We start from the raw sequence: 25871 nt of genomic DNA, 5'->3' as shown, positions 1-25871 counted from the left end.
ACTTTCGATTTATAACTCTTTCCGTAGGCGGGCGACGGGGATGTTCAGCTGCTCGCGGTATTTGGCTACCGTGCGGCGGGCAATATTGTATCCTTTTTCCTGGAGGAGCTCGGTCAGCTTCTCATCGCTGAGCGGCTTTTTCTTGCTTTCTCCTTCGATGAGATCGCTGAGGATCTTCTTTACTTCGCGGGTGGACACTTCCTCGCCGCTGTCGGTGCTGAGCGATTCACTAAAGAAGAATTTCAGGCGATAGGTGCCGAATTCCGTCTGGACGAATTTGCTGTTGGCGACGCGGCTGACGGTGGAAATATCCAGCGCGGTCCTTTCGGCAATATCTTTCAGGATCATGGGCCGCAGCGTGGTCTCATCACCTGTGAGGAAGAACTCGTGCTGGTAGTCCATGATCGTGTGCATGGTATTGTAAAGCGTTTGCTGCCGTTGTTTGATGGCGTCGATGAACCATTTGGCGGCGTCGATCTTCTGCTTGATGAACAGCACGGCCTCTTTCTGGCGTTTGTCCTTTTTGCTCCCGCGGTCGTATTCCTTCAACATCTCCTTGTATCCTTCGCTGATGCGGAGATCGGGCGCATTCTTGGAATTCAGTGACAGCTCCAGCTTTCCGCCTGTGTTGGAAATGAAAAAGTCGGGGATCACGTAGCTCTCTGCCTTATTCACTTCGCTGACGTCGCCGCCGGGCTTGGGGTTGAGCTTGACGATCTGGTTGATCACGTCTTTCAGCTGGTCGTCAGTCAGGTTGAGGCCACGCTGGATCTTATCGTAATGCTTCTTGGTGAATTCGTCAAAATAGTAGGTGAGGACATCGATGGCCATTTCGACGCTTTTACCGTCGCCCTTTTTCCGATTGAGCTGGATGAGCAGGCATTCCTGCAGGTCCCGGGCGGCGACGCCGGGCGGGTCGAACTGCTGGATCTTTTTGATGAGGGATTCTATCTCCTGTTCCGAAGTTTCAATGTTCTGCCGGAAAGCCAGGTCGTCTGCAATGGAGGCGGTCTCCCTGCGCAGGTAGCCATCATCGTCGATGCTGCCCACGATCTGCTCGGCGATCTTGCGGGTCCGATCGTCCACCACCAACATGCCCAGCTGGTCCAGCAGTAATTCGTGGAAAGAGGTCTCCACTCTGTGGGGCATTACCCTGTCTTCGTCCAATTCAGGGTAGTTCTCGTCCCGTAGCTTGTAATCCGCTACGTCATCATCGTATTCGTTGACATATTCGCTGATGTCGATGTTCTCATATTCGTCCTCGCTGCCGTCCTTCTCTTCAAACTCCTCCGTATTCTCGAATTCGTCCTTCAGCTCTTCTCCATCGCTGTGATCATCCTCTGTCACTTCCAGGGCAGGGTTCTCCTCCAGCTCTTCCTTGATCCTTTCTTCAAGGTTGGCCGTAGGCACCTGCAGCAACTTCATCAGCTGAATTTGCTGTGGCGACAGTTTTTGTAGTAACTTTTGCTGTAAAGATTGACTTAACGACATTTAATCAGGGGTTTTGCTCTGTCGGTCATTTCCAAAAAAGGGAAAAGGCCGGCGCGAACCACAAAAATCAGGCCGTAAATCTACATAAAAAGGATAGAAGCACCATGCAACGAAAAAAAATGTTTCTTGTTGTATGTCTTTCAGCTCTTCTGGCAGGAAGCGCGAGCGGGCAGAATTTTTTGCCGGAGAAGGCTAAACTGATCCCGGTCCGCCAGGATGGGGGCGAGGAATCTTTCCTTTTCCGGGTCATCCCGGCCTGGGAGGTATCCGGCAGGGGGAAAGCGGGATGGGGCATTGTTTTGCCGGAGAGGGGCCAGGGAAATGAGGGGATGGGGAGAAGGATGGTAGGTGCGGATGCCCGGTGGACAGGGGGTTCGACGCTGGGGGCGATGACAGGGTTTCGGGAGGGACAGGCCGGATCGGGCGTCCGGGGAGGAAGGGGGTTGACGAATAGGGAGGGTACCAATGGATATAATGGTGGTGTTGGTTATAATAATGGTGTCATTCCGGCAGACAGGGTGGTCACGCATTTCGGGTTCTTCTGCAAAAGGGAGCTGGAGCTGGAAAAAACGATCCGTTTGCCCCTCCGTTTTCGGCTGGGCTCGCTGGAATATTGCAACAGGCTGGAGGGAAAATAGGCTGTCCCCTGCCGGATCCATGGTAGCTTTACGGCATGACGGCCTGGTCACGACTACTGCGTCCTTCCCGGGTCAAACAGCTGCTTTCTCGCGGCTGAGCACTTTCTTTACCGCCGCCACGATCTTTTCTCCTTTCTCTTTCAGCTGTTCTTCCGTCCATGCAAGGCTGATGGCGGTGGAAATGCAACGTCCGATGACACGATCGCTGACGGGGAAGGCTTCCGGTGAAAGCCGTTTCAGCGCTGCCTGCTGTTCGTCGTTGAGCCGGTTGAGGCTTGCTCCCTGGTGGAGGTGCGTCCATTTGCGGTAATAATGCCAGTTATTGTCGAACCAGTAGAAGTTTCCGGGAAGGATGCCCTGCTCTTTCAGCTCGGCTACCAGGCTTCGGGTGATCGCTTCCGTGGGTAAGAACCAGCTGAGGAAGGTGCAGCTATCTCCCGCGGGGTCGGGTATCTGCCGGAAGGTGATCTCTGGAACGGTGGACAGTATCGCTTTCAGCTGCTGGTGATTTTTTTTCTGGATGGCGAGAAATTTGTCCAGCTTGCGGATCTGGGCCAGACCCACGGCGGCGTGCAGCTCGGAGATCCTGTAGTTATAGCCGATGAAAGGATGGAGGTCTGCTCCCCGGTCGACCCCGGCATGGTCATGGCCATGGTCTGTATATCCGTCCGCCTTGATATAAAGGTCTTCGCTGTTGGTCAGCACGGCTCCGCCTTCGGCGCAGGTGATGGTCTTTACAAAATCAAAGGAGAAGGTACCGGCATGGCCGATGGTGCCCAGGGCTTTGCCCTTATATTGAGCGCCGATGCTCTGGCAGGCGTCTTCCAGCAATATCAATTGATGTTCTTTGCAAATTGCCTGGAGGGCATCCAGGTCCGCCATGCTTCCGCACATATGTACGGGCATCACACATTTGGTGCGGGGGGTGATCGCCCGGCGCACGGAGGCCGGGTCGAGCGTCAGGGTTTCATCCACATCCACCAGCACGGGAATGGCCCCCACGCTGAGCACGGCTTCGAAGCTGGCCACGAAAGTAAAAGTGGGCATGATCACTTCATCGCCGAAGCCGATGCCCAGGATCGCCAGCGCGGTGGACAAGGCGGACGTGCCACTGGAGGTCAGCTGCGCATATTTTACACCAAAGGTCTCGCAGATGGCTGCTTCCAGCTCTTTGGACTTCCAGATCCCTTTGCGGGGACCGTCGAATCCATAGCGCATGTAGATACCAGTTTCCAGGACATCGTTGACCTCCTTACGTTCTTCGGGACCAAATAATTCAAAACCAGGCATATATGTGGATTTTATCTGTTCTTAATCTGCGTCAAAGTTAGGCAAAAGGTTGCGAATGGCTACGGGTGGACTTTCCATATTGGTCCTGCCGATGGCTGTCGCGAAATAATAGTATTTTTTCCCGGCGGGCTGGGTGTAGACCCTGATATGGAAGCCGGCTACGGGATCATAGGGAATGTATTGAAAGACCTGCATGGAGTCGATGTTGCATACGGGGGCTTCCGAGCGATAGAGCGCATATCCCCTTAAAGTGTCCTCATTGGCGCCCTTTGCCATCCAGACTGTCTGGACGGCCTCTTTCTTATTGTATTCGTTATGGGCGAAGGGCTCGTGGGGTCTCGTGGAATCGATCCATGGCATGGGCGGGATAAGGGCCGGGTAATTATAATAGGTCAGCTGGAGGCTGTCGCTCCATCCGTTGGGATTGGTCTCGAATGATTTGCTGCTGAAATAGATCGCACCCTGTATGCTGTCCGTATTGCGTTGGAGCTGGATCTGGCGGGTCAGCTGGGTCCTGTCCCTCCAGGCAGCGTTGGTGCCGGCCTTATAGACGGCCAGGCCTACATAGCAGTGTCTGCCATAGGTATGGCGGGCCCACCAGGGCAGCAGGACGGCATAATCGGCTCTTTTGTAGCCTATCTCCAGGTAAAGCTGGGGCGCTACGTAGTCGATCCATCCATTCTTCAGCCAGAGGAGGATATTGGCGTAGAGGTGGTCGTAGTTCGTCAGGCCAGCCATGGTCTCGCTGCCTTCGGGATCCTTGCTGCTGTTGCGCCAAACACAGAATGGGCTGATGCCGAACTTGCAAAATTTTTTCTCCTGCTTGATCATGGTGCTGACGTGCAGTATGATGGAGTCCACATTGCTGCGTCTCCAGTCGTCCCGGCTCATGCCGTTGCCATATTTCGCATAGCTGGCATCGTCAGGGAAGTCTTTGCCGCCAATGGGATACGGATAGAAATAATCGTCGAAGTGCAACGCATCGATGTCATAACGGTGCACGATGTCCTGTATCACATGAACGACGTACTGCTGTGCCTCCTTATTACCGGGATCGAAGTAAAGGGTGCCGCCATAGTTAACGAACCATTCGGGATGCAGGCGGGTGATATGCGTAGGTGAAATGGAAGACTTGCCGACGGTGAATACGGCCCTGTAAGGGTTGCACCAGGCGTGAAACTCCATGCCGCGTTTGTGTGTCTCCTCGATCATGAACTGCAGGGGATCGTAGTAGGGCGAAGGGGCTTTTCCCTGCACGCCGGTGAGCCATTCGCTCCAGGGTTCGTACGGCGAGGGATAGAGCGCATCTGCCGCGGGGCGTACCTGGACGACGAGGGCATTCATGCCATTGTGCTGATGCATGTCCGCCAGCTGGAGAAATTCCAGCCTTTGACTATCGGAGGACAGGCCTTTTCGGGAGGGCCAATCGATGTTCTCCACGGAAGCGACCCAGGCGGCCCTGAACTCATATTTGGGTGGGGACGCCTGCCTGGTGACAGGTGGTGCCGGAGGCGGGGTCAGCTGACAAAAAGAGAGGGCGGGAACGGCCAGGAGGCTGGCGGCAAGCAACGATCGGTACAATCTATTCATCCTTTGCATTTCTTATCTTATCCAACAATTCATTCAATGTTTGCGCTTCCTGTTCTGTAAGGTTCTTCATGATGGCGTCCATCTGCTCGCTGTATTGATCGATCTTTTCCAGGAGTTTTTTTCCTTTATCCGTGATGACGACGTCCACCAGACGGCGGTCCAGCTTGCAGATGCTTTTTTTTACCAGTCCTTTTCTCACCAGTCGATCCACGATCCGGCTGGTGTCGCTCATCCTGTCCAGCATCCTTTGACGTATCTGTAAGGTAGATAACGGCTGACCTGCGCCCCTGAGTATGCGCAGGATATTGAATTGCTGGGCGGTGATATCCCATTCGTCGAAGAGCTTATTCATCTTTTCCGCCATCCAATTATGCGTATAGATGATATTGATCGCGGATTTTTGGTATTCGTTACGGAACTTTCGCTGGTTTATTTCATTTTCAAGCGACATGGTTAGCTGCTGATTTGCGGGCGGACCTGTGGCCCGCCCTAAGTTGTAAATGTACAGAAATGTCCTGAAAATGGATGTCCTGGAATATGTACCCCGTTTTTTGGAAGCACTTTTACATACGGGCTTTGCGCAGGTCCTGCGTCAGCATAAATAGCGTGAACAGGTGGTGGGCTTCATGGAGGAGATAGAACTCTGTCCATTGTGTGACGGTGAGCAGGCCGTATTTGGGATGGAGGCCGGTGCGAAGCAGGCCGGCTTCATTCGTTTGTGCGAGGATGGTATTGATCTGTGCGGCCTGTGCGGATATCAGCTCCCATAGCGCTGCGAGGGGTTTGTCCAGGCAGGCATAGAATTGCGGATCTTTTTCCGCCACGTATCGTTCGAAGGAGGGGGTGGGCGCCGTAGCTATTTTTTCCAGGCGGCTGATGAAGGCGGGTTGATAGGCGGCCAGGTGAGCGATATGTTCAAAGGCGCTCCATTTATCAGGGTTGACGCGTTGTTTAAGCGCTATTTCGGCGAGGTCGCCGGTGATCTCCCGGAGGGATTCATGCTGGTGGCGCAAGCGGGTCGATATGGAAGCGGATAAGGGCATCAGTCGCTCCATACTTTTGTTCCTTCGCTGCAGTTGGCGCAGATGTCGATGTTCCTGCGACTTTGGAGGATCTGGCGGCGGAAGTCCACGTATTGCTCATTATGCCAGATCTCTTTGAATGGCCGGCCTTTCAGGTCGCCCAGCTGGTGCTGCGCATCCTTGTCAAAGCAGCAGGGGACGACCAGTCCATCCCAGGTGATGACGGTGGCATGCCAGAGGCGCCAGCAATGGTTGTCCAGGGAGCCTTTGAATGTATAGCTGCCGTTATCGTCCTTGCGATAGCGGCTGTATTTTTCGTTGTCCGGAATAAGGTGGTTGGGGTCGTTGCCGTAGTCATACACCTGCGCGGTCTTGAAGCGGACCTCGTCCACGCCTACTTCTTTAGCCAGGCGGCGGATGTCGTCCAGCTGATGCTCGTTGGGTTTTACCACCAGGAACTGGAAGAAGACGAAAGGTTTGCTACGCTTCAGCTCTTTCTTCCATTTGACGATGTTGCGGGCACCTTCCAGGACTTTTTCCAGCTTGCCGCCTACGCGGTATTGTTCGTATACTTCCTGGGTCGTTCCGTCGATGGAAATAATGAGCCTGTCGAGACCGCTCTCCACCGTTCGTTTGGCATTCTTATCGTTCAGGTAATGGGCGTTGGTGGAGGTGGCGGTGTAGATCCCTTTTTTGGCCGCATAGGTCACCATATCCAGGAAAGCGGGATTGAGGTAGGGTTCGCCCTGGAAATAAAAGATGAGGTAGAGCAGGTCTTTGGACAACTGATCGATGGTGTCCTTAAAGAAATCGTTCTCCAGCATGCCGGTGGGGCGGGTGAAGGCGCGCAGACCGCTGGGGCATTCCGGGCAGCGCAGATTGCAGGAGGTAGTGGGCTCGAAGGAGATGCTGACGGGGTAGCCCCACTGGATGGCCTTCCCGGTGAATTTGCTCATATAATAGCTGCTGAGGACCTTTGTTCCATTCCACAGGCGCCGGAGCGTGAGCTTCGATAAAAGGTTGATGGTATCGTTACGGTTAAATGCGGGCATGGAAGGTTAAAATTAGGCATTTTATGTAGGTTTTTGATGAAGGTTTTTCATAGGATCAAAGTCTTACCTGATGGACAGGAAGAACCTGACATGGCAGGGGAATTCCAGCGGGCATTGAATATAGTGCATTGACATTGATTGCAGAATCAAGCATTTTGATGTAGGTTTGCATCCGCAGCTATGGCGCAAGCATCGAACAAATATATTGCCTGGAAGATCATATTATTGTCTATGGGGGTTGGGATGGTCGTCATGCTGGGTTTTGCGGCATATGACTGGTGGATGGAGCGAAGGGCCCATTTTGTCCGCTATCCTGAATTCGGGATAGACATTCCTGTTAATTATACGATTCATGGCATCGATGTGTCCAAATACCAGGATGTCATCGATTGGGAATCCGTGCGGGATATGCGGGTGGGGAATGTGCAGCTGGGATTTGCATTCATCAAGGCGACGGAGGGGTTGGGCAATGAGGATGCGTTGTTCCAGCGTAACTGGAAGAAGTCGAAGCATGCGGGGCTGGTGCGGGGGGCCTATCACTTTTTCCTGGCCACGAAGAGCGGCAAGGCACAAGCAGAGAATTTCATCAATTCCGTGGAGCTGTCGCCGGGAGACCTTCCGCCCGTGCTGGATATCGAGCAGACGTATGGGGTGCCGGCGGACAAGCTGCGGGAAAGGGCCAGGGACTGGCTGCTGACCATACAGGAATATTATCATGTCACGCCGATCGTGTATACCAATGTGGATTTTTACCGGCAGTTCCTGAAGGATGACTTTGATGGTTTTCCTTTATGGGTGGCGCATTACCTGCAGAAGGAGCGGCCCCGGACGTACAGGGAATGGACCTTCTGGCAGCACAGTGAGCTGGGGAGGGTGAATGGGATTGTTACGAGGGTGGATTTTGATGTTTTTAACGGGGATAGTGTGGAGTTCAAGAAGTTGTTGGTGAATTGATCAGGTCTAGCTGCTGTGGTCGGACACGATGACCCAGCGACCATCGATCTTGCGGAACAATAAGGTATACACGCCGCCGACGTCGCCGGCTTTTCTTTTCAGCTGCCATTTACCCACGACGAAATAGTATTCGGCGGAAAGCCTTTCCAGCCTGAGGAGGGTGAAGATCAGCTCTCCCATCTTATCGGGGGTGTCGTAATGTTTCTTATAATTATTCAGGGCGGCGGTGTAACCGTAGGTGATACCGGCCTGGCCGATGAAGGTCAGGGAGTCACTTTTCCAATAGCCTTTCATGAAATTATCGAGATCGCCCTTGTTCCAGGCGGTGATCTGGTCGGCCAGGATCTGGCGGATGGTGGATTCGTCGCCGGATTGTGCAAAGGAGGGGGCGGAGAGCAGGAGCAGGAGGCTGAAGAGGAGGGAGGTTCTTCTCATGGGTTATTTTTGCGGAAAGTTACTACACCTCTTCCATTTCCCGCAGCAGGTCCTCCAATTTCCGGATGTGCTGTCCATACAGCCGCCCCACATACCATACATTGAGGAAATAGACGGCAGCGGTGACGGGAATGAGCAGGCCAATCCAGGTAAGGGGATGCTGCCACCAGGGTGATCCACTGATGCGATAGAAAAGGTCTGCCCCGGGTAGGGGCGGGAATTTCCAACGGATGATGAGCCAGGTGAGGATGGTCATAATGGGGATCATGGCGGTGCCTGCGCGGACATAGAAGCGGATGTATCTTTTCAGGGTGGCCACCTGCTGCCGCAGGCTGGCGCAGACGTCGTGATCGGCGCACTGCATGGCTTTCAGCAGCCGGCTCTTCCGGTGAAAATAGACGGCCAGGATGACCAGCAACAGCACAAAGAGCCAGGCGACCCCGGATAGCCTGCCGTCAAATTCCAGGAAATAAAAGAGGATGGCGGGGGTATAGGTGACCAGGATAAGCAGCAGCTCGCCCACCATGTTTCGCCGCATTTTTGCCACGGGGCCTTTGGAGCGTCCCTGCAGCAGTGCGCGGATCTGTTCGGGGCTTTTCTCCGGAACGGGTTTGGACGCCAGGGTGCGCCATGCATATTTCAGGCTATCTAATTCCATAAGTGGCCTCCTTTGTCATTTTGCGTAATTTTTCGCGGATCCTGTTCATCTTCACCCGCAGGTTGTTTTGATTGATACCAAGGATCTCTTCCATTTCTTCATAGGAGCGGTCTTCCAGGTAAAGCATGACCAGCGCTTTTTCGATCTCCGACAGGCGATCGATGGCGGCGTAGAGTTGTTGCAGCTGTTCTTCTTCCTCTCCGGGATAGCTCATGTCCTGGAGGGACGCGGGCAGCTCATTTATGTTCAGCGGGGAGGGGCGTCTGCGTTGCTTGCGGAGGTTGGAGATGGCTGTGTTCAGGGCGATGCGATAAAGCCAGGTGCTGAATTTGGATTCGCCCCGGAAGGCGGGGTAGGCTCTCCAGAGCTGGATGACTATTTCCTGGAAAAGGTCCTGGCGGTCGTCCTCTGAAAAGCAATAAAGCCGGCACACCTTATACAGCATGGCCCGGTGCTCCTGCACCAGCTTTATAAATTCCTCCTGTGTGTGGGGCGCCTGCAAACTGCGGGTTTTTACAAAAATAAATGGTTGGTCCCGGCATTTGTCGCCGGGATGGTGAAAATATTACCTTCGCGCCATGAAGAAAATATTTTGTCTTTCTACCTGCAGCACCTGCAACCGGATCCTGGAGGAGATCGGGGCTGAGGAGAAGGGTTTTGATCTGCAGGATATCAAAACGGAGAAGATAACGCCGGCGCAGCTGGATCAGCTTAAAGAGAAGGCGGGCAGCTACGAAGCGTTGTTCAGCCGGCGGTCCTTGAAGTATAAGGTGCTGGGACTCAACGATAAACAGTTGACTGAGAAAGACTATCGCAAGCTGATCCTGGAGGAATACACGTTCCTCAAGCGGCCAGTGGCACTGGTAGGCGGCAAGATCTTTGTCGGCAGCGAGAAAAAGACGGTGGCGGCGCTGAAGGAGGTGCTCAGTTAGCGGACAGCAGCTTGATCTTCGAAATGCCGGGCTGTTGCGCCACCTTCACTTTTACCAGGCCCTTTCCCCCGGCATAATCGCGTGCCGAGCTAAAGAGATAGGCTTCGGGGAGGTCGACGATCCGTTCCCGGACGGGATTCTCGTGGATGTGCTCGATCCGGGCCATGAGCAGGTCGGGCTGCGTGGCGTCAATGTGCAAGGGGCTGCTGCAATTCTGCCAGAGGTGGCATTTTTCAATGCGTTTGAGGGATTTGCCAAAGTCCTCGAAGCGCTGCAGCATCCAGTCTTTACGGAGATCCATCTCCACTTCGATGGCCTTTAATATTTCGGGCGTGGTATATTTCTTAAAATCCCTTTCAAAATAGGCGGGGCCGCTGCCCTCGGGGGTTTTCACGAGGAGGTGCAGGTGGTGCGTCATCAGGCACCAGGCATAAACGGACACCTGGCCTATTTCCACAAAATGATTCAATGCGTCGACTATTACCTGCTTGTAGGCGGGCCTTGTAAATACGTCGATCCTATCCACCACATTCAATGTGAGGAAATAACAGGCTTCCCGGGATCCGAGGTGCTTATCGTTTGCCAGCATAAATATTTATTCATTTATGTGATAAAATAAATACAGGGTACTGACAGGTATGGGATGAGGGATACGTACAAGTTACAAAATCCGGGCCTTACATGTGCGGGAAGTGCCTTAATTTTTTATTGCCTAGGGGAGGACGCCGGGGTCTGGCTGGAATAATTTAACTTTTTGGAGGGGGTAAGCGCTGCAATAAAGGTAATGCTGGGGGGCGTCGACTATTTTTTCTTTCATAAGGCTGGCCAGGGGGGATGGAAGGGGATGGTCTTTTTTAACAAACTTGTCGAGGTCCACGGGCTGGTTGCCGAATTGCCAGAAATGATGTTCGGAGTCATTCTGATACCGGTTGGCGAAGAATTGAAAAAGGCGGAGGAGCCATTCTTTGCGGGTCTCGGTAGGATGCTCGGCAATGGCCCTCAGGATCTGTTTAGCTGAAGTGCTTTTCAGATCCCTCAGGACTTTGGGAAGGTTTGATCTTCCCTGTTCCACACCTGCGATCATATACAGGCGACTGGGTAGGATAGCATATTCGTATACCCGCAGCCGTTTGTGCTCAATGCAGTAATTCAGATTGTCAACCAGCAGATCACAATATTCATGGCGGGTGAAAACATCGATCCCGCCAACTACGGTTAGGGTTACAAAATACAATCCATCAGGCTGTATCTTGTACATTTCGGTCATGCGTAAAAGATAGCAAACTTTTGTTAAAATCAATAATTACCCGACCTTCCCCGGATATTAGCAAGGGCAAATTTTTCCTTTGTGGTTATTGCTGCGGAATTTTTTCCCGTCCTTGGAAAAATTCCCGTTGTGGCTACTCCACAATGCGCAGCTTGGCGTAGTTAAGCATGATCTTCTTCTCCCCATTGTATTGAAACTTCACTGTTGCAATGGGATTGTGCGCTGATCCTTCCATGCTGACCACTTCTCCGAAACCGAACTTCTGGTGCTCGACCTTTTGCCCAATCTGCAGCGCAGAAGTATCGCTGGCGACGAAGTCGGGGCTTGGATTGTGTTCGATGGTCTTCATGTATGGCTTAGGAGGAACGTATGCGGGCCTGGTATCTTTTTTGGCCGGAGGCGGGCCGTATTTTTTCTCGGCCTGCGACGCGGCGTTGCCGAAGCTGCCGCCATGCATCCGGTCGTAAGCGCTCTTGTTATCGCCAAAGGTGCCCTGGTTGCGGGCGCCGCCGCCGGCGAAGCTGCGGTCCAGGAAATCGGAGGGTATTTCTTCTATGAAGCGGCTGGGCTCATTCTGGACGAGCTGCCCGAACCGGTAGCGTGTATTGGCGTAGGTGATCCACAGTCTTTGCTTGGCCCTGGTAATGACGACGTAGAATAATCTTCTTTCTTCCTCCAGCTCTTCGCGTGTGTTGATTGCCATGGCATTGGGAAACAGCATTTCTTCCAGTCCGGCGGCAAATACGCAGGAGAATTCCAGGCCTTTTGCGGCGTGGATGGTCATTAGCTTTACCGTATCGGCATTGGGATCCTTCTCGTCCGCATCGGTCAGCAGCGTGATCTGCTGCAGATAGTTGCCCAGGCCTTTTACCTCTTCCTCCAGCACGCCGTCCTCATCCGGCCTTTCCGTGAATTCTTTAATGGAGTTCAGCAATTCCTGGATATTCTCGTACCGTGCGAGCCCTTCGGTGGTCTTATCGTTGAAAAGCTCTTTGACGAGATTGGTTTGCTTGCCTACGTGGGTGGCCACTTCGTAGGCATTCTTGGTGGCCAGCATACTGGCAAAGCTGCGGATCATCAGCACGAAATTCTCTACGGCTTCCAGGGTGCCGGCCTTGAATCCGAATTCCCTTGCTTTTTCCAGGACTTCCCACAGGGTGATATTGTGTTCGTTGGCGGCGAGGACGGCACGGTCGATGGACGTTTTGCCGATGCCCCGCGTGGGATAGTTGATGATGCGTTTGAGCGACTCTTCGTCGCGGGGATTGACGATGATCCGCAGGTAAGCGATCAGGTCCTTGATCTCCTTGCGTTGATAGAAGCTGACGCCGCCGTACATGGTGTATGGGATCGCCATGCGCCGCAGGCTTTCTTCAAAGGCGCGGCTCTGGGCATTGGTCCGGTAAAGGATAGCGAAGTCGCGGTTGTTGAAATGGTTGCGCAGCTTCTGCTCCTGGATGGTATCGGCCACAAATTTTCCTTCCTCATTATCCGTCATCATGCGCACCAGGCGGATCTTCTCCCCTTCGGCATTATCCGTCCAGAGATTTTTCGGGATCTGCCCCTTATTGTTCCTTATTACTTCGTTGGCGGCTTTGATGATGCTTTGGGTGCTGCGGTAATTCTGTTCCAGCTTGACCACCTTAACATCGTCGTAGTCTTTCTGGAACTGCAGTATATTCTCGATGGTAGCGCCGCGGAAGCTATAGATGCTCTGGGCGTCGTCCCCTACCACACAGACATTCTCATGTGCGGCGCCCAGGAGCTTGATGATCTCGTACTGGGCGGGGTTGGTATCCTGGTACTCATCGATGAGGATATATTTAAACTTGTGCTGAAATTTATGGAGGCTTTCGGGATGCTCTTTCAGCAGCTGGTACATTTTGATAAGCAAATCGTCAAAATCCATGGCTCCATTCTTAAAGCAGCGCTGGGCATAGGCGGCATAGATCTGGGCGATGGCCGGGCGGTTGGCCCGCATGTCTTCCTGCTGGATGGCATAATCATTGGCATATTCGGCGGGCCCCACCAGGCTGTTCTTGGCCTGGGAGATCCTGTTGTATACCACATTCGGCTTGTAGTGCTTGTCGTCGAGGTTCAGCTCGTTGATGACGGTCTTCACGACGCTTTTGGCGTCATCCGTGTCGTATATAGTGAAATTACTGGGGTAGCCGAGCCGGTGGGCCTCCCCCCGGAGGACGCGGGCGAAGACGCTGTGGAAGGTGCCGATGTACAGGCTGCGGGCATTGGAATTGCCCAGGATCTTTTCGATCCGCTCTTTCATCTCCTTAGCCGCCTTGTTGGTAAACGTGAGGGCGAGTATGTTGAATGCATCCACTCCCTGCGCGAGCAGGTGGGCGATGCGGGTGGTGAGGACTTTTGTCTTACCGCTGCCTGCTCCTGCCACGATCATGATCGGTCCATCCTTGTGCAAAACTGCTTCTCTCTGCTGTTCGTTCAGGCCGTTGATATAGTCACTCATGGTGCGAAGATAATTAATTAGCCGCAAGCTTCAAGCTACAAGCTGCAAGCCAGGGGTCATTTAAGAGCTGTACATTAAGAGACTGAGGCTCAGGTGGGAAGCGGGAGGGTTTACGGGTTGTTAAATGTATCGGAGGGGTATTGATACTGAGGGTAAGTTTAGCTAGATTTACTGATGGTATCTGCTTTAAGCCTCACATGTAAAGAATTGTGCGCAGGCAGGCCAGGTGAGGGACGATGGAGTCCTGACGCACACTTTCAAATCAGAAAAAGATCTAATGTTATCCGAACCGCTGCCTTACCATGTTAAGATCCGGGATTATTTCAAAGGGCAGCCCGGGATCTGGTCATTTTTTGCCGCCGCCCCGAAAAGGGAGGAGCAGCTGACTGCCTTTAAGACGGAGCTTTTAAAGAACACCTACCAGTTTAATGGAGGCAGTGATCCCCTATTATATGAAAAGATCCAGGCCGCCCGGGAAAAATTAGGCCTTGGTGGACTGGCAGTGACTGCTTACCAGGCAATTACCCATGAGCCGGAGCTGAATGCCAGCATTGTCTGCCTGGCCGGTGAGGCGCATATCGTGTTCAGCGGGGGATTATTACAGATCCTTGATGAAAGGGAGCTGCTGGCGCTGATCGCCCATGAGCTGGCCCACGTAAAATTCAATTCCCTTTTGGATGGGGAGCTGGAGATCACCGACCGGATCATAATGGCCATCGCCAACAGTCCCGACAGTGAGGCGGCCCAGTATGAAACGGCCCGGCTGTTCCGGCTGTACACTGAGATCTATTGTGACCGGGCGGCCTGTGGGGTCCTGGGTGATCCTACGCCCGTGATCACGATGCTATTGAAGATGGCGACGGGACTTTCCGTGGTGCATGCGGACAGCTATATCCGGCAGGCGGAAGCCATTTTTGCCGGGGGGCCGGGGGTCCAGTCGGCATCGCTGACCCACCCGGAGAATTTTATCCGCACCCGGGCATTGCAGCTTTGGGGGGACATTGAGCGTAATGGGACATTGAGCCAGCAAGGGGACACCGCGGACAACGAGCCTTCCGCCAGTGGGGGGACGAATACGTCGGTTCATTCGGGCAAGGCGGGTCCCGATCCGGTCATTGCGCAGATGATCGAGGGGGTCATGGATCTGGACCGGCTGGATGTGCTGGCGCAAAAGAACCTGGCCGGGCTTACGGAGGGGTTGGTGGTGTATTATCTCCGGCCAAAGTGGTTCAGGTCTGCACCGGTGGTGAGCCTCGCCAGGCAATATTTTGCGGACCTGTCGCCGGACGCCGAAGGGGACATTGAAAAGCTGAAGGCTTTCCTGGTTGGGGCGCATGCCAGCATTCGGGAATATTTTGCGTATGTCCTGTTGGACTTCGCCCTGGCGGACCCGGACCTGGAAGATGTGCCGGCAGGGTATGCGCTGCGACTTGCCGGGGACCTGGGCCTGCTGGAAGTTTTCGAGCCTGTCATGAAGAAAGAGCTGTCTTATACCGATAAACAATGGGAGCGTCAGCGGCAGCAGATGATAGCTGCGTATGATACCTTAAAGGAGGTGTGAGGATTAATCCGATACTATTATGTCAAGTAACCGAACTTATTTTAAAGTTTTCCTGCGAAGCGCCTTCGACGAAGGGGAATATACCACGGACGACGTGATCGCTTTTGTATTGCCCCTGTTCCGCGAAGTGTGCGGTCTCCATGAGGCGGGCCTGGTGGCTCCTTTTGGAAAGGAGGAGGTTTTATTCCTTACGGAGCAAGCCCTGGACATCGACGAGCAGCAGGCCCGGGCCCCTTCGTATGCCCTTCGCCGTGTGCTGGCGCTTTTCCCCGGCGTGCAGTCCGCGAACTTCGAGGTGGTGGGTAAGATAAAGCTTCGTGCAGATGCGGGAGAGGATGCTATCGAGCAGGAGAACCTGCAAGTGCACCTGGACTTCGGGCAGCCCCTGTCCTACCCTTCCTATGTACCCGGCTATCAATGTTTCGAGCAGCTGTTGGGCCATCATGATCCGCAGACGGATATTTTCTGCCTGGGGTTGATCCTGGGCAGCATGGCCCTGGGGCTGGACCTCTATGAACCGGATGACCTGGTGTCTTTCGCCCGTATCCGATCCAACCCGTCTCAATATAATGATCGCCTCCATCCTACGGTGGTCAGGCTGATCACGGAGATGACGGAGCTGGACAGGAGCCGCCGTACGCAGGACCTCTACGATGTGATCGAGCACCTGCAGCATTACCGGGATTACGATCCGGAAAAGCAAACGGACCTCAGCCGGGTGGCTGGCTGGGTCAATAAGGAGCTAAGGCAGCGGGATGCATTCATCCTGAATAAGCTGCGCAACCGATTGTTCGATACCAGCCGTCGGAACAGGCTGCTGTATTACAAGCCGAACATGCGATTTGTGAACCTGACGGTCAGCAGCGTGCCGGTGGTGCTGCACTACCAGAGCATTCGCCCGGAGCATCTTTTCACCTGGAACGAGGAACTGGCCGAAAAGTTCCGCGGCATGAAGGAGATCGTGCTGAACAAGTACCTCCGCTTTGACGATCATGCCTACCTGCCTTCCTCTCTGGACCGCGTGCGGGTGGAATCCCAGCGGGCCATACAGGAATATGGGTTCAACCAGCTGAAGCTGGTGATCGCCTTCCTCAACTGGCACAACCTGAAAGAGGACCCCAACGAACGGATACAAAGCCCGTTGCTATTGCTTCCGGTGTCCCTGAAGAAGAACAAGAAGCTAAAGGAAGATCACTATGTGCTGAAGGTATTGGACAATGCGGCCGAGGTGAACCCGGTGCTGGCGGGGCAATTGAAAGACCTGTATGGCATCCGGCTGCCGGACCTCGTGGACCTGGACGAAACGGACCCCGCCCAGTTCTATCAATCCGTCAAAGCCCAGATTGACGAGGCCAACCAGGGTATCGTGCTGAACTATATCAGCAAGCCCCGGATCCGGCTCATTCATGGCGAGGCCCGTCAGACCGTTCATAATTACCGGAAGCGGCTGCGCCGTCAACCGGGTCTCAGCAGCCATCACCATATTCCTTACAGCTATAAACCTGAGCACTACCAACCTTTGGGCCTGGAGATCTTCCGTCAAAGGATCGGGACGGAGAAGGGCTTTCTCGAGTTCCTCGTGCAGGGGGGTAGGAAAAGCGCCCCTAAGCGGCTGATGGAGACGGCGGAGCCCGTCGCCCGGGAAGTTGAGCGCGATCTGCCAGCCCGGGATCCGGCTGTCCGGGAAGCGGAGCTGTACAAGCTGGCGGAGAGCGAAAACAATCCCTATACCTGGGATTTCGATGTGTGTCATATGGTGCTGGGTAATTTCAACTACAAGAAGATGAGCCTGGTGAGGGATTACAATGTGGTGATCGACCAGCAGCTGCAGCACCCCGTATTCGACGCGCTGTTCAGCGAGCAGCCCAGAACCTTTAAAGAGCATCCTTTCGATCTGAACCGGACGGACGACTGGCACCATGTCATCCAGGCGGACCCGACACAAGCGAGGGCTATCCTGCAAGGCCGTGCGGGATACAGCTATATCATTCAAGGTCCTCCGGGTACGGGCAAGAGCCAGACCATTACCAATCTTATCGCGGACTATGTAGCCAGGGGTAAAAGCATCCTTTTTGTCTGTGAAAAACGGGCGGCGCTGGACGTGGTCTATCACCGGCTCAAACAAAACGGCCTGGATGAGCTGTGCTGCTATATTCACGACAGCCAGGAGGATAAGCGGGAGTTCATCCGCAACCTGCGCTCGACATACGAGGATTTCACGGCACGCCGGATGGACCTGCCTGGGCTCAGGGCCCAGCGTGCCGCATTGGTCGACAGGATGAACCGGCAGGTAGACCTGCTGAAGGAGTTCCATGTCACCAGCACCGGAGGAGAGCAGGAGATAGGCATTACCGTTAGAAAACTGATCGAGCGCATCATCGAGCTGCGGCCGGACCTCGTGGCCCTTTCCGCATTGGAAGAGGAGGCCTTGCCTGCCTACGCAGCGTGGCAGGCCGCCAGCGGCGTGGTCCATCAGCTGACAGCAGCGCTGGAAGAGGCGGGTTCGGACCCGATCTTCGCGGGTCATCCTTTCAGCAAGGTGCATGAACGCATTTTCCTGGCGGAGCATCCGCATCGGATGCTGGACGCTGCCCTGGGTCAGGCGCTGGACCTCCTGGACGCGGTGGACCGGAAGCTGGCAGGGGCACGGGTAGCGCAGGAGCACCGGAGCCATCCGGCAAGGCTGAAGAGCCTGGTGCAATTTGCCGTGCTGCTGCATCCCCTGGTGCTGACCGATAATTTCCGGCTCGCCGATCCCTCCGGGGAGGAAGCCCGGACCTTCATCCGGCGTTTTAACGAATACAAATCGCAGCAGGAAACATACCAGGAAGCCCTGCGGAAAAATATCCATTGGAAGGAGAAGCTTGTCGAACAGGACCTGTCGCACGCGCTGGACCTGGCGGTCAAACAGGAAAAAGCATTTCTGAACTTTTTGAACGGGGGCTGGCAAAAATTAAAGAAGCAGCTGCAGGCCTGCTATGATTTTTCAGCGCATGCCGTAAAGCCTTCCTATCGCAGCATCCTGGAGCATTTAAAAGATGAATACGAGCAGGCCCGGCTACTGGAGCAGGTAAAACGGCGGCTGAGGGAAGATTATCGCCTGGACAACCCGGATACGGCCTGGCTTGGCATCGGTATCCTTCATCAAAAGAAGGACGACCCTTCGCTGGTGTATCTGCTTCGTCATCCGGAGGCGGGCGCCGTGGTGATCTCCCTGCATTCGCTGCACCAGCCGCTGGTGGACCTGGAAAGCCGGCTGAAAGAATGCCTGCATGATCCGGGCGCACCGGAGAGCCTGGAAGGCCTGCGGGATGAGCTGCAGAATATCCGGCTGAATGCGGATGGCTTACGGGAGATGCTGCCTGCGCTCCGGCGCTTTACCGAATTGCCGGAAGGTGTGAAAAGCATGCTTCGCGGGCTTATGTTATCTCCCAGGCAGGCGGAAGCGGTGATCGCGCGTAAGGCCTTGCAGACCGTGTATCAATCGAACCGGGAGTTTGCCCGTATCGACCGGCCGGCGCTGGATAAGGCGGTGCAGGCATTGGGCGAGTGCTATGCGGAGCTGCAACAGGTGAATGCCGACCTGATCCGCGCCTTCATCCGGCAGCGTTTCCTGCAGCAGATGGACCTGGCCAATATGGCGGCCAGCCAGCTGAACGAGGAGCAGAAGAAATTCAAGAAGGTCTATAATGAAGGACGAAAGATCCTGGAAAATGAGTTCGGCAAAAGCATGCGCTATAAAAGCATCCGGGAGCTGTCGTCGCGGGAGAGCGGCAGGGTATTGAAGGATATCAAGCCTGTCTGGCTGATGAGCCCCTATAGCGTCAGCGACAGTCTTCCGCTGGACAGCGATCATTTCGATGTGGTGATCTTCGACGAGGCCAGCCAGATCACGCTGGAGGAAGGGGTGCCGGCACTCTACCGCAGCCGCCAGACGATCATCGTGGGGGATGAAAAGCAGATGCCGCCCACGGATTTTTTCAGCGCCAAGGCAGAGGATCCGGATGACCTGGAAGGTCTGGCAGACGGAGAGGAGGATGAATGGCTAAGCGACGACGTGGACAGCCTGCTGGCGCAGGGTGCCCGTAAGCTGGACAGCACCTTGCTCAGCTGGCACTACCGGAGCCATTATGAGACGCTGATCAGCTTCAGCAACCATGCTTTTTATGAAGGCCGGCTGCTCACCATTCCTGATAAGACGATCCACAAGACGGAGAAGCCCCCCATTCTCGTCAGCAATGTGCGGGAGGCCAGTCAGCAGACGGATTATCTCTTCGACCGCAGTATCAGCTACCATTTCCTGGAGGGGAGCGTGTATGAGAAGAGAAGCAACCAGGGTGAGGCGGTGTACATCGCGCACCTGGTGCGGGAACTGCTGCGCAGGGAAGCAAAGGAAAGTATCGGCATCGTTGCTTTCAGCCAGGAGCAGCAGCATGTGATCGAAGGCGCCTTGTCATCGCTGGGCGAGGAAGACGGCGTGTTTGCCCAACAGCTGGAAGAGGCATACAATCGCACGGAAAATGACCAGTTCACGGGGCTCATTGTAAAGAACCTGGAGAATATACAGGGTGATGAAAGGGATATTATCATCATGAGCGTCTGTTATGGACCTGACGCCAGGGGCAGGATGTTGATGAACTTCGGCCCAATTAATAAGAAAGGCGGCGAAAAAAGATTGAATGTCCTCTTCAGCCGGGCCAGAACCCATATGGCGGTGGTCAGCAGCATCCGGCATGGGGCCATTACCAACGAATACAACGAAGGGGCCAATTATTTAAAAAGGTTCCTGCAATATGCCGAGATGGTGAGCCTGGGGCAGATGCAGGGCGCCCGGAGCATACTGGACAGCCTGGTGCTGCGTAAGCAGGAGGGTCCTGCGGACAGTCGTCCTTCCCTGGTACGGCAGCAGATCCGGCAGCAGCTGCAGGCCCTGGGTTATGTCGTGGACGAGCAGATCGGGCAGTCGGATTTCAAATGTTCGCTGGCGGTGAAGGCCAGGCCGGAAGACCCGGCTTACAGGCTGGGGATCCTGCTGGATGACGACCGGCACTATTTGAATGACAATCTTATCGAACAATATTACCAGCGTCCGGCTATACTGGAGCGATTTGGGTGGAAGGTCCTGCAGGTGTTCTCACGGGATTGGCTACACCAGCCACAAAAAATCATGGAACACATCCGTAAGCTATTGGAGCGGCAAGCGAGCCATGAGCTGCAAGCTACAAGCGACAAGCTGCAAGTGGGGAGAGATGTGGAGCTGCAAGCCACAAGCTTCAAGCTGCAAGTGGAGCTTGGGCAGGAGTTGTCGGCAGGTGTTGGTGTAGGCACGGGAGGTTATGCAGGGGCCAGTCCCTATGATCAGCTGCCATTCCGCCGGCTTTACCAACGGGAGGGCAATAATGAGCGGTTCTGGGAAGCCGCTGTCGATGGAAATAAACTCGTGGTCCGCTGGGGCAAGCGGGGTGCTAAAGGACAGATACAGCTGAAAACCTTTCCCGACGGGGAGGTAGCCCAGGCTGAAATGGAAAAATTGATACTGGAAAAGCGGAGATCCGGATATGAGGATTAGGATCCTCGTTGTGAACCGCCGGTCAGCCGGGTGTTCTTAATCACTCCTTTGCTGTTGGCTTTGCCTTTCCCAGCGGGAAATCCGGGTATATTGCTTTTCGGGCCAGCGAGGGCCTTGCCGTCTTTTTTCTTCTTATTATTGGGGATCAATGCCATATGAATAGGTGTTGTTTGATTGGTGAATTTATACTCAAGGTACTGAAATTGACCACAATAACGTAAAAATCGAGGGAGTTAACATGTCGAGGGAACTATATTTTGATATCAGCTCGGAGCAAAGCGGCGGTAGTTTGTACCGGGTCAAGGGGTTGTCGGGGGTCCATTTTTTTTATAGCCACAGCACTTATGATGACAGCAAGGACGAGGTAAAGGTCTTTGAGACTGTTTATGCGGATTTTGCCGCTTTCTGGAAGGAGCTGACCAAGGATGCGAAATGGTTTTACCTCCATCCTATGTTCGTCCATCCGGAGCAACGGGATTTTGTGCGGGAGCAGCTGAAGTCGGTGAATTGGGGGGTGCATCCGAACAAGAAATGGCAGGAGAGTCATCAGCGGCAGTGGAAGAAGGTGCTGGAGGGGCCGGGGGGCTATTATAGAGGGCAGCTTTGAGCGACGAGCTGCAAGCTGCAAGCTACAAGCCAGGGAACAGCTTCAGGCTACAAGCTCCAAGCGACAAGCCAGGGATTGAATAGGACTTAAATAAGCTAACTTGTGGCTTGTAGCTTGCCGCTTGTAGCTCGCTTAAGCCTCGTACAGCTCCTGCCCATAGGCATCGAGGAGAGGCTGTCCCATACGTTGCAGATACTCATTGCATTGCTGCAGGAGGTGGGGTGAAACATTCGGGGAATAGAAATCGCCCCTGTACCAATAGCTGAACAAGGGTTGCAGCGGCAGCTGGTCTTCGCGCTGACCTTGCATGATCATCCAGCGCAGTCGTGCGATCTCATTATCGGGCAGGTGGTCGAACACGCCGCTGCTCAGCAGATCCCGGGTGAGGTCGATCAGGCTTTTTGCTACCATCTTCCAGCGTTTAAAGGAGGAAGTTCGTCTATTAATATTACCAAGGTGTAAAGTTTATATTAACCTGTTGGTATAACCATCGGCTGAAAGAAAAGTTCACATTGGCTGAGAACTATGCTTTGCTGGTATTTGCGGGGGCAGACGGCTTCCGTTCCCAGCGGGACAATTCGGTCTTATCTTCCGCCAGGAAGGTAAGGACGCCGTTCCTGAGCTTATAGTGGGTGGTGAGCAGCAGGTTTTTGAGGAAAGCTTTTTCATTAAACCCGGTGCAAGCCATTTTTGTGGTGACCAGCTTATCGCTGAAGGTGAGGCTGCTATCGGTGGCGCTGTACCAGAATTTTCCGCTCATATTATTACATCCGGTATTACCTGCAAAGCGACCTTTTTTCAGATCGAGCCGAAGGGTGGCTCTTTTGCCCGCCGCGGTATCGGAAGGGAGCACCGGCTGCAGGAACCAGGGTCCGTCGAGCACGGTGGTGTCGGGGGCCTGTGTAACCTTTGGAGCGGAAAGGGCGGCTGCGGTGGCGGAGTCTTTTGTAGTATTTTTCGTATCCGGCTGCTGACATGCCAGCAATAGTGTGAGGCAAGCGGCGATCATTAGTTTAAACATACCGGTGTTTTTTCATTGATGGGTCGAAAAGCGTGCCAATGTGAGCTGCAAGCGACAAGCCTCAAGCTGCAAGCTAAGAGTGATTAGGAGGCTGGCGGAACATATATATTCCTGCTTGTAGCTTGTCGCTTGCAGCTTGAAGCTTGATTAAGGGTGTGGAATTTATGCCCCAGAGGGAAATACCGCTAAATTTTTTAATTTACGGCATGTTGCAGGATAACTTATTACTGATCATTTCCTTGTTATTTGCCGTCACCATGCTGTCCATGTTGAGTGACAAGCTTCGGATCTCCTATCCTATTTTCCTGGTGATCGCGGGCCTGCTGATCAGTCTTTTTCCGGGTATACCCCGGATCATGGTCGATCCGGACATCGTCTTTGTGATCCTTCTTCCTCCTTTGCTCTATTCGGCGGCCTGGAATACTTCCTGGCAGGATTTCTGGCGGTTCCGCCGGCCTATCAGTCTATTGGCTTTCGGGCTGGTGATCTGTACCGCCTGCGCGGTGGCGTATGTCAGCACCCGGATGATCCCCGGCTTTTCTCCGGCGTTAGGGTTTCTCCTGGGCGGGATCATCTCCCCTCCCGATGCGGTGGCGGCCACGAGCGTGCTGCAAACGTTGAAGGTGCCGAAACGCGTGGTGACCATCCTGGAAGGGGAAAGCCTGGTGAACGACGCTTCCAGTCTCATTGTTTTCCGTTTTGCCCTGGCGGCCATTTTCACGGGGAAGTTCGTATTGTGGCAGGCCAGCGAGGAATTCCTCCTGGTGGCCGTGATGGGTATCGCCATTGGTTTGCTGATCGGTTTTGGAGTATATGCCATTCACCGCTGGCTACCGACAACGCCCAGCATCGATACGGGTATATCCTTGATATCGCCTTACCTGATGTATATCACGGCGGAACATTTTCATTTTTCCGGGGTGCTGGCAGTGGTAAGCGGCGGGCTGTTCGTGAGCTACCGGTCACATGATGCCCTGGCCTATAGTTCACGGTTGCAATCCCAAAGCGTCTGGAGTGTCCTTATTTTTCTCCTGAACGGCGTGGTATTCATTCTGATCGGGCTCCAGCTACCCAGCATCGTAAAAGGGTTGGGCGAATATTCCCTGGGATCAGCGATCATCTATGGCGTGGTGATCAGCCTGGTAACCATCTTCATCCGGATATTGTGGGTATTCCCCGGCGCTTACCTGCCTCGTATCTGCTTTAAGAAGATCCGGCTGAAGGAACAGCGGCCCGAGACAAAAGCGGTATTCATCATCGGCTGGAGCGGCATGCGGGGGATCGTCTCCCTGGCTTCCGCCCTGGCTGTTCCTTTTATGCTGTCCAAGGATGTCCCTTTCCCTCACCGGGACCTGATCCTTTTTATCACCTTTATCGTCATCCTTTGCACGCTGGTGCTGCAGGGCCTCAGTCTTCCGGTCCTCGTCCGCCTGTTGAAGCTGGAGGTACAGGAAAACGAGGAGGAGCAGCAGCTAAGCATCCGTCTTCGACTAGCCACTGCCGTGCTGGACCATATCACCGAAGCCTACGGCGAGGAGACGACCTCCATCGATGCTTTCAATCGGCTGAAAGAGCGTTATGAGCGGATGGTGCAGATCACCAGCAAGAAACTGGAGAAAGAGGAAGGGAAGGATCTGAGCCCGGCCTTTCTTCCCCGCTATCGCCAGCTGCTGCTGGAGCTGGTGGCTGTGCAGCGCCGGGAGCTGTCGCAAATGCGTCATGACAAGATCTTTTCCGATGAACTGTTACGGAGCAAGGAATTCGAGCTGGACCTGGAAGAAGCGCGGTTCAGAAGGACGGGAAAAGGAAAAAGCGCCATCAAACGCGACGGTGACTGATGCCTGGTGGATATCTTCGGCGCCGGGCGGCGTTTTATATGCATTAAACGTCTTATATTAGAGAAAAACACCATGAACCAGATTGTTATCCTTCGGAAAAAATGGCTCCTTTTATTTTTAATCTTAGGCCTGACGGCAACTACGACACAGGCTCAATTGGGCGGGCTGACAGGTGCCAAGTCTCCCAATGCCGGCGGCTTGCTGAAACAATTTGCAGGTGCGCTGAAACCCACCTCCTTTTTGAGCAGCTGGGCCAGTGGCGGTAAAGCAAATTGGCTGAGCGCGGCCAGCAAAGTAACAGATGCTGTCGGCATGGCCAGCAGTATTTCTTCTCTTACGGGCTTTATCAAGCCCGACATGTTCAAGCAGGGTTTTAATGTAAGCACCATCACGCAGGCGGCCAGTGCCGTAAAAACCTACTCCGATGCCAGCGGTCTGCTGAAGAGCCTGGAAGGAGGGTTGAAGCCGGCGGCTTTCCTCAGCAGCTGGGCCACGAAACGTCCCGCCTTCATGACTGCATTGAACCTGCTGAAGTAACTCTTCTTATTTTAAAGGGTGCGCCGATTCCGGGAACGACGGATAGTGACGCCGGAGGTGATGTCGCCTGTATGAGCGATTGCGGGCCAGCTGAAGCAGGCAGGCAATGCCTAACAGGATCGCGCCGGCCTCTGCCGCCAGGGTGATCTCCTTATAAGGGGAAGCGCCTGTCGCGTTGTGCCGTAGCAGGATGCCGCACAATGCCCAGATGATCACCGATCCATAAAAGATATTCCTTCTGCCCAGGATCATACAAAGGCCGACGAGTACGGTGATGCCGATCAGTACGGCTGTCAAACGTTCCTGCGATAGTCCTATGCCCCGCCAGCCTATGGCGAGCAAATAAATGTCCGCATTGGCGATGGTGGCGACGGTGATCCAGCCGAACCAGATGCTCAGCGGCAGCTGGGTACATATTTTTGATGCCGTCGAGGCGTCCCGATCGTAGATCCGCAGGCTGACATTGAGACTAAGCAGCAGCAGCAGCTGCAGCCCGATCAGCGCCAGAGAAGTGCCGAGCCAGGCATGGGTCCAGCAATAGAGCCATGCGGCGGTGGCGAGGTTGCAGAAGATGAACATGCCGCCCATTTCTTGGGTGTTCTCATTGGCGAAATGGGTGGGTGGGTATTTGAATGCGGCGATCAGGTGATAGATGCAGAGCATGAACAGCAGGAGATAGATCAGGCCCCAGATGGCGAAGGTGATGTCAGCCGGCGAGAATAAGGAGGGGAAGCGATGGGATATGTCTGCCACGCCAGTGTCATTGATGATGTTGAGTTGGGTGAGCCAGGAGAAGGCCAGGTGGATGAGGAAGGACCAGAAATTGGTGAGCGCCAGGAGGCGTATGTTTTTCATTTTTGGGTTTTTGGCTTTATGGTTTTAGGAATAGATTAAAAAAATGTGCCAAGGGTGCTTTGCTTGCTTTTT

General features: G+C 54.1%; 24 protein-coding genes. 8 read left to right on the top strand and 16 right to left on the bottom strand.

The window, feature by feature from the left end; translation table 11 throughout:
• Positions 1-9: 9 nt before the first annotated feature.
• Complete coding sequence (gene rpoN, locus Q4E93_RS22655; protein WP_303589190.1) at positions 10-1491, bottom strand: RNA polymerase factor sigma-54; 1482 nt, start codon at positions 1489-1491, stop codon at positions 10-12.
• A 119-nt stretch (positions 1492-1610) separates the two neighbouring features.
• Between rpoN and Q4E93_RS22650 the strand changes: the two genes are divergently transcribed.
• Positions 1611-2129, top strand: coding sequence for a hypothetical protein (locus tag Q4E93_RS22650; RefSeq protein WP_303589188.1), 519 nt, complete (start codon positions 1611-1613; stop codon positions 2127-2129).
• Between the two features lie 72 nt (positions 2130-2201).
• On the opposite strand, the gene Q4E93_RS22645 is transcribed toward Q4E93_RS22650, so the two are convergent.
• The 5 genes from Q4E93_RS22645 to Q4E93_RS22625 form a co-directional block, all read right to left on the bottom strand.
• Positions 2202-3419, bottom strand: coding sequence for a DegT/DnrJ/EryC1/StrS family aminotransferase (locus Q4E93_RS22645; protein WP_303589185.1), 1218 nt, complete (start codon positions 3417-3419; stop codon positions 2202-2204).
• Between the two features lie 21 nt (positions 3420-3440).
• Positions 3441-5009: a glycoside hydrolase family 10-like protein gene (locus Q4E93_RS22640; RefSeq protein WP_303589183.1), complete on the bottom strand. Its 1569-nt coding sequence runs from the start codon at positions 5007-5009 to the stop codon at positions 3441-3443.
• On the bottom strand, positions 5002-5460 hold the full coding sequence (locus tag Q4E93_RS22635; protein ID WP_303589181.1) for a MarR family winged helix-turn-helix transcriptional regulator: 459 nt from the start codon (positions 5458-5460) through the stop codon (positions 5002-5004). The genes Q4E93_RS22640 and Q4E93_RS22635 overlap by 8 nt, the downstream gene beginning before the upstream one ends.
• 112 nt (positions 5461-5572) lie before the next feature.
• Positions 5573-6064, bottom strand: coding sequence for a DinB family protein (locus tag Q4E93_RS22630; protein ID WP_303589179.1), 492 nt, complete (start codon positions 6062-6064; stop codon positions 5573-5575).
• Positions 6052-7083: an SPASM domain-containing protein gene (locus Q4E93_RS22625; protein WP_303589177.1), complete on the bottom strand. Its 1032-nt coding sequence runs from the start codon at positions 7081-7083 to the stop codon at positions 6052-6054. Before Q4E93_RS22625 ends, Q4E93_RS22630 begins: the two co-directional genes overlap by 13 nt.
• Before the next feature lie 180 nt (positions 7084-7263).
• Between Q4E93_RS22625 and Q4E93_RS22620 the strand changes: the two genes are divergently transcribed.
• Positions 7264-8037 (top strand): glycoside hydrolase family 25 protein, encoded by a 774-nt coding sequence (locus Q4E93_RS22620; RefSeq protein ID WP_303589175.1) that lies wholly within the window; start codon positions 7264-7266, stop codon positions 8035-8037.
• Between the two features lie 6 nt (positions 8038-8043).
• On the opposite strand, the gene Q4E93_RS22615 is transcribed toward Q4E93_RS22620, so the two are convergent.
• Genes Q4E93_RS22615 through Q4E93_RS22605 form a run of 3 tightly spaced genes read right to left on the bottom strand, consistent with a single transcriptional unit; the run spans position 8044 to position 9632 of the window.
• Positions 8044-8472, bottom strand: a complete 429-nt coding sequence (locus Q4E93_RS22615) for a YybH family protein (protein ID WP_303589173.1) — start codon at positions 8470-8472, stop codon at positions 8044-8046.
• A 22-nt stretch (positions 8473-8494) separates the two neighbouring features.
• Positions 8495-9130: a hypothetical protein gene (locus Q4E93_RS22610; RefSeq protein WP_303589172.1), complete on the bottom strand. Its 636-nt coding sequence runs from the start codon at positions 9128-9130 to the stop codon at positions 8495-8497.
• The gene (locus Q4E93_RS22605) at positions 9117-9632 is read right to left on the bottom strand and encodes an RNA polymerase sigma factor (protein ID WP_303589170.1); all 516 of its coding nucleotides are present in this window, start codon (positions 9630-9632) and stop codon (positions 9117-9119) included. The genes Q4E93_RS22610 and Q4E93_RS22605 overlap by 14 nt, the downstream gene beginning before the upstream one ends.
• Positions 9633-9708: 76 nt before the next feature.
• On the opposite strand from Q4E93_RS22605, the gene Q4E93_RS22600 reads away from it, so the two are divergent.
• Entirely contained in the window at positions 9709-10062 is a 354-nt protein-coding gene (locus Q4E93_RS22600) for an arsenate reductase family protein (RefSeq protein ID WP_303589169.1), read from the top strand.
• Here Q4E93_RS22600 and Q4E93_RS22595 read toward each other — a convergent pair.
• The 3 genes from Q4E93_RS22595 to Q4E93_RS22585 all read right to left on the bottom strand — a co-directional run bounded on the left by Q4E93_RS22595 (position 10055) and on the right by Q4E93_RS22585 (position 13811).
• The gene (locus Q4E93_RS22595) at positions 10055-10651 is read right to left on the bottom strand and encodes a transposase (protein ID WP_303589167.1); all 597 of its coding nucleotides are present in this window, start codon (positions 10649-10651) and stop codon (positions 10055-10057) included. The two genes, Q4E93_RS22600 and Q4E93_RS22595, sit on opposite strands and share 8 nt — an antisense overlap.
• A gap of 123 nt (positions 10652-10774) precedes the next feature.
• On the bottom strand, positions 10775-11329 hold the full coding sequence (locus Q4E93_RS22590; protein ID WP_303589165.1) for a hypothetical protein: 555 nt from the start codon (positions 11327-11329) through the stop codon (positions 10775-10777).
• Between the two features lie 133 nt (positions 11330-11462).
• Positions 11463-13811: an ATP-dependent helicase gene (locus Q4E93_RS22585; protein ID WP_303589163.1), complete on the bottom strand. Its 2349-nt coding sequence runs from the start codon at positions 13809-13811 to the stop codon at positions 11463-11465.
• A 277-nt stretch (positions 13812-14088) separates the two neighbouring features.
• Here Q4E93_RS22585 and Q4E93_RS22580 point away from each other — a divergent pair, with 277 nt between their 5' ends.
• Both Q4E93_RS22580 and Q4E93_RS22575 read left to right on the top strand, forming a co-directional pair.
• On the top strand, positions 14089-15372 hold the full coding sequence (locus tag Q4E93_RS22580) for a M48 family metalloprotease (RefSeq protein WP_303589161.1): 1284 nt from the start codon (positions 14089-14091) through the stop codon (positions 15370-15372).
• A 19-nt stretch (positions 15373-15391) separates the two neighbouring features.
• On the top strand, positions 15392-20941 hold the full coding sequence (locus Q4E93_RS22575; RefSeq protein ID WP_303589159.1) for an AAA domain-containing protein: 5550 nt from the start codon (positions 15392-15394) through the stop codon (positions 20939-20941).
• On the opposite strand, the gene Q4E93_RS22570 is transcribed toward Q4E93_RS22575, so the two are convergent.
• Entirely contained in the window at positions 20938-21096 is a 159-nt protein-coding gene (locus tag Q4E93_RS22570) for a hypothetical protein (protein WP_303589157.1), read from the bottom strand. The two genes, Q4E93_RS22575 and Q4E93_RS22570, sit on opposite strands and share 4 nt — an antisense overlap.
• A gap of 83 nt (positions 21097-21179) precedes the next feature.
• On the opposite strand from Q4E93_RS22570, the gene Q4E93_RS22565 reads away from it, so the two are divergent.
• A complete protein-coding gene (locus tag Q4E93_RS22565; protein WP_303589155.1) occupies positions 21180-21548 on the top strand; it encodes a hypothetical protein in 369 nt (122 codons plus the stop codon).
• Between the two features lie 132 nt (positions 21549-21680).
• Here the strand turns inward: Q4E93_RS22565 and Q4E93_RS22560 are convergent, their stop codons facing one another.
• Together Q4E93_RS22560 and Q4E93_RS22555 are read right to left on the bottom strand one after the other, a co-directional pair.
• Positions 21681-21959 (bottom strand): hypothetical protein, encoded by a 279-nt coding sequence (locus tag Q4E93_RS22560; RefSeq protein WP_303589154.1) that lies wholly within the window; start codon positions 21957-21959, stop codon positions 21681-21683.
• Between the two features lie 112 nt (positions 21960-22071).
• Positions 22072-22569, bottom strand: coding sequence for an META domain-containing protein (locus tag Q4E93_RS22555; RefSeq protein ID WP_303589152.1), 498 nt, complete (start codon positions 22567-22569; stop codon positions 22072-22074).
• Between the two features lie 206 nt (positions 22570-22775).
• Between Q4E93_RS22555 and Q4E93_RS22550 the strand changes: the two genes are divergently transcribed.
• Together Q4E93_RS22550 and Q4E93_RS22545 are read left to right on the top strand one after the other, a co-directional pair.
• The gene (locus tag Q4E93_RS22550) at positions 22776-24407 is read left to right on the top strand and encodes a Na+/H+ antiporter (RefSeq protein WP_303589150.1); all 1632 of its coding nucleotides are present in this window, start codon (positions 22776-22778) and stop codon (positions 24405-24407) included.
• A gap of 72 nt (positions 24408-24479) precedes the next feature.
• Positions 24480-24944 (top strand): hypothetical protein, encoded by a 465-nt coding sequence (locus Q4E93_RS22545; protein ID WP_303589148.1) that lies wholly within the window; start codon positions 24480-24482, stop codon positions 24942-24944.
• A gap of 6 nt (positions 24945-24950) precedes the next feature.
• Here Q4E93_RS22545 and Q4E93_RS22540 read toward each other — a convergent pair whose 3' ends face one another.
• Positions 24951-25799: a hypothetical protein gene (locus Q4E93_RS22540; protein ID WP_303589146.1), complete on the bottom strand. Its 849-nt coding sequence runs from the start codon at positions 25797-25799 to the stop codon at positions 24951-24953.
• Between the last annotated feature and the right edge of the window lie 72 nt (positions 25800-25871).

Source organism: Flavitalea plasmicola (genome assembly GCF_030546645.1).
Lineage (GTDB): Bacteria > Bacteroidota > Bacteroidia > Chitinophagales > Chitinophagaceae > Puia.
The sequence above is the reverse complement of the archived record's forward strand: the minus strand, read 5'-3'. Positions and strand labels throughout refer to the sequence as shown.

Coding starts and splice junctions, on each gene's coding strand:
- rpoN (WP_303589190.1), bottom strand. CDS start 1,491: ATGTCGTTAAGTCAATCTTTACAGCAAAAGTTACTACAAAAACTGTCG.
- Q4E93_RS22650 (WP_303589188.1), top strand. CDS start 1,611: ATGTTTCTTGTTGTATGTCTTTCAGCTCTTCTGGCAGGAAGCGCGAGC.
- Q4E93_RS22645 (WP_303589185.1), bottom strand. CDS start 3,419: ATGCCTGGTTTTGAATTATTTGGTCCCGAAGAACGTAAGGAGGTCAAC.
- Q4E93_RS22640 (WP_303589183.1), bottom strand. CDS start 5,009: ATGAATAGATTGTACCGATCGTTGCTTGCCGCCAGCCTCCTGGCCGTT.
- Q4E93_RS22635 (WP_303589181.1), bottom strand. CDS start 5,460: ATGTCGCTTGAAAATGAAATAAACCAGCGAAAGTTCCGTAACGAATAC.
- Q4E93_RS22630 (WP_303589179.1), bottom strand. CDS start 6,064: ATGGAGCGACTGATGCCCTTATCCGCTTCCATATCGACCCGCTTGCGC.
- Q4E93_RS22625 (WP_303589177.1), bottom strand. CDS start 7,083: ATGCCCGCATTTAACCGTAACGATACCATCAACCTTTTATCGAAGCTC.
- Q4E93_RS22620 (WP_303589175.1), top strand. CDS start 7,264: ATGGCGCAAGCATCGAACAAATATATTGCCTGGAAGATCATATTATTG.
- Q4E93_RS22615 (WP_303589173.1), bottom strand. CDS start 8,472: ATGAGAAGAACCTCCCTCCTCTTCAGCCTCCTGCTCCTGCTCTCCGCC.
- Q4E93_RS22610 (WP_303589172.1), bottom strand. CDS start 9,130: ATGGAATTAGATAGCCTGAAATATGCATGGCGCACCCTGGCGTCCAAA.
- Q4E93_RS22600 (WP_303589169.1), top strand. CDS start 9,709: ATGAAGAAAATATTTTGTCTTTCTACCTGCAGCACCTGCAACCGGATC.
- Q4E93_RS22595 (WP_303589167.1), bottom strand. CDS start 10,651: ATGCTGGCAAACGATAAGCACCTCGGATCCCGGGAAGCCTGTTATTTC.
- Q4E93_RS22590 (WP_303589165.1), bottom strand. CDS start 11,329: ATGACCGAAATGTACAAGATACAGCCTGATGGATTGTATTTTGTAACC.
- Q4E93_RS22585 (WP_303589163.1), bottom strand. CDS start 13,811: ATGAGTGACTATATCAACGGCCTGAACGAACAGCAGAGAGAAGCAGTT.
- Q4E93_RS22580 (WP_303589161.1), top strand. CDS start 14,089: ATGTTATCCGAACCGCTGCCTTACCATGTTAAGATCCGGGATTATTTC.
- Q4E93_RS22575 (WP_303589159.1), top strand. CDS start 15,392: ATGTCAAGTAACCGAACTTATTTTAAAGTTTTCCTGCGAAGCGCCTTC.
- Q4E93_RS22570 (WP_303589157.1), bottom strand. CDS start 21,096: ATGGCATTGATCCCCAATAATAAGAAGAAAAAAGACGGCAAGGCCCTC.
- Q4E93_RS22565 (WP_303589155.1), top strand. CDS start 21,180: ATGTCGAGGGAACTATATTTTGATATCAGCTCGGAGCAAAGCGGCGGT.
- Q4E93_RS22560 (WP_303589154.1), bottom strand. CDS start 21,959: ATGGTAGCAAAAAGCCTGATCGACCTCACCCGGGATCTGCTGAGCAGC.
- Q4E93_RS22555 (WP_303589152.1), bottom strand. CDS start 22,569: ATGTTTAAACTAATGATCGCCGCTTGCCTCACACTATTGCTGGCATGT.
- Q4E93_RS22550 (WP_303589150.1), top strand. CDS start 22,776: ATGTTGCAGGATAACTTATTACTGATCATTTCCTTGTTATTTGCCGTC.
- Q4E93_RS22545 (WP_303589148.1), top strand. CDS start 24,480: ATGAACCAGATTGTTATCCTTCGGAAAAAATGGCTCCTTTTATTTTTA.
- Q4E93_RS22540 (WP_303589146.1), bottom strand. CDS start 25,799: ATGAAAAACATACGCCTCCTGGCGCTCACCAATTTCTGGTCCTTCCTC.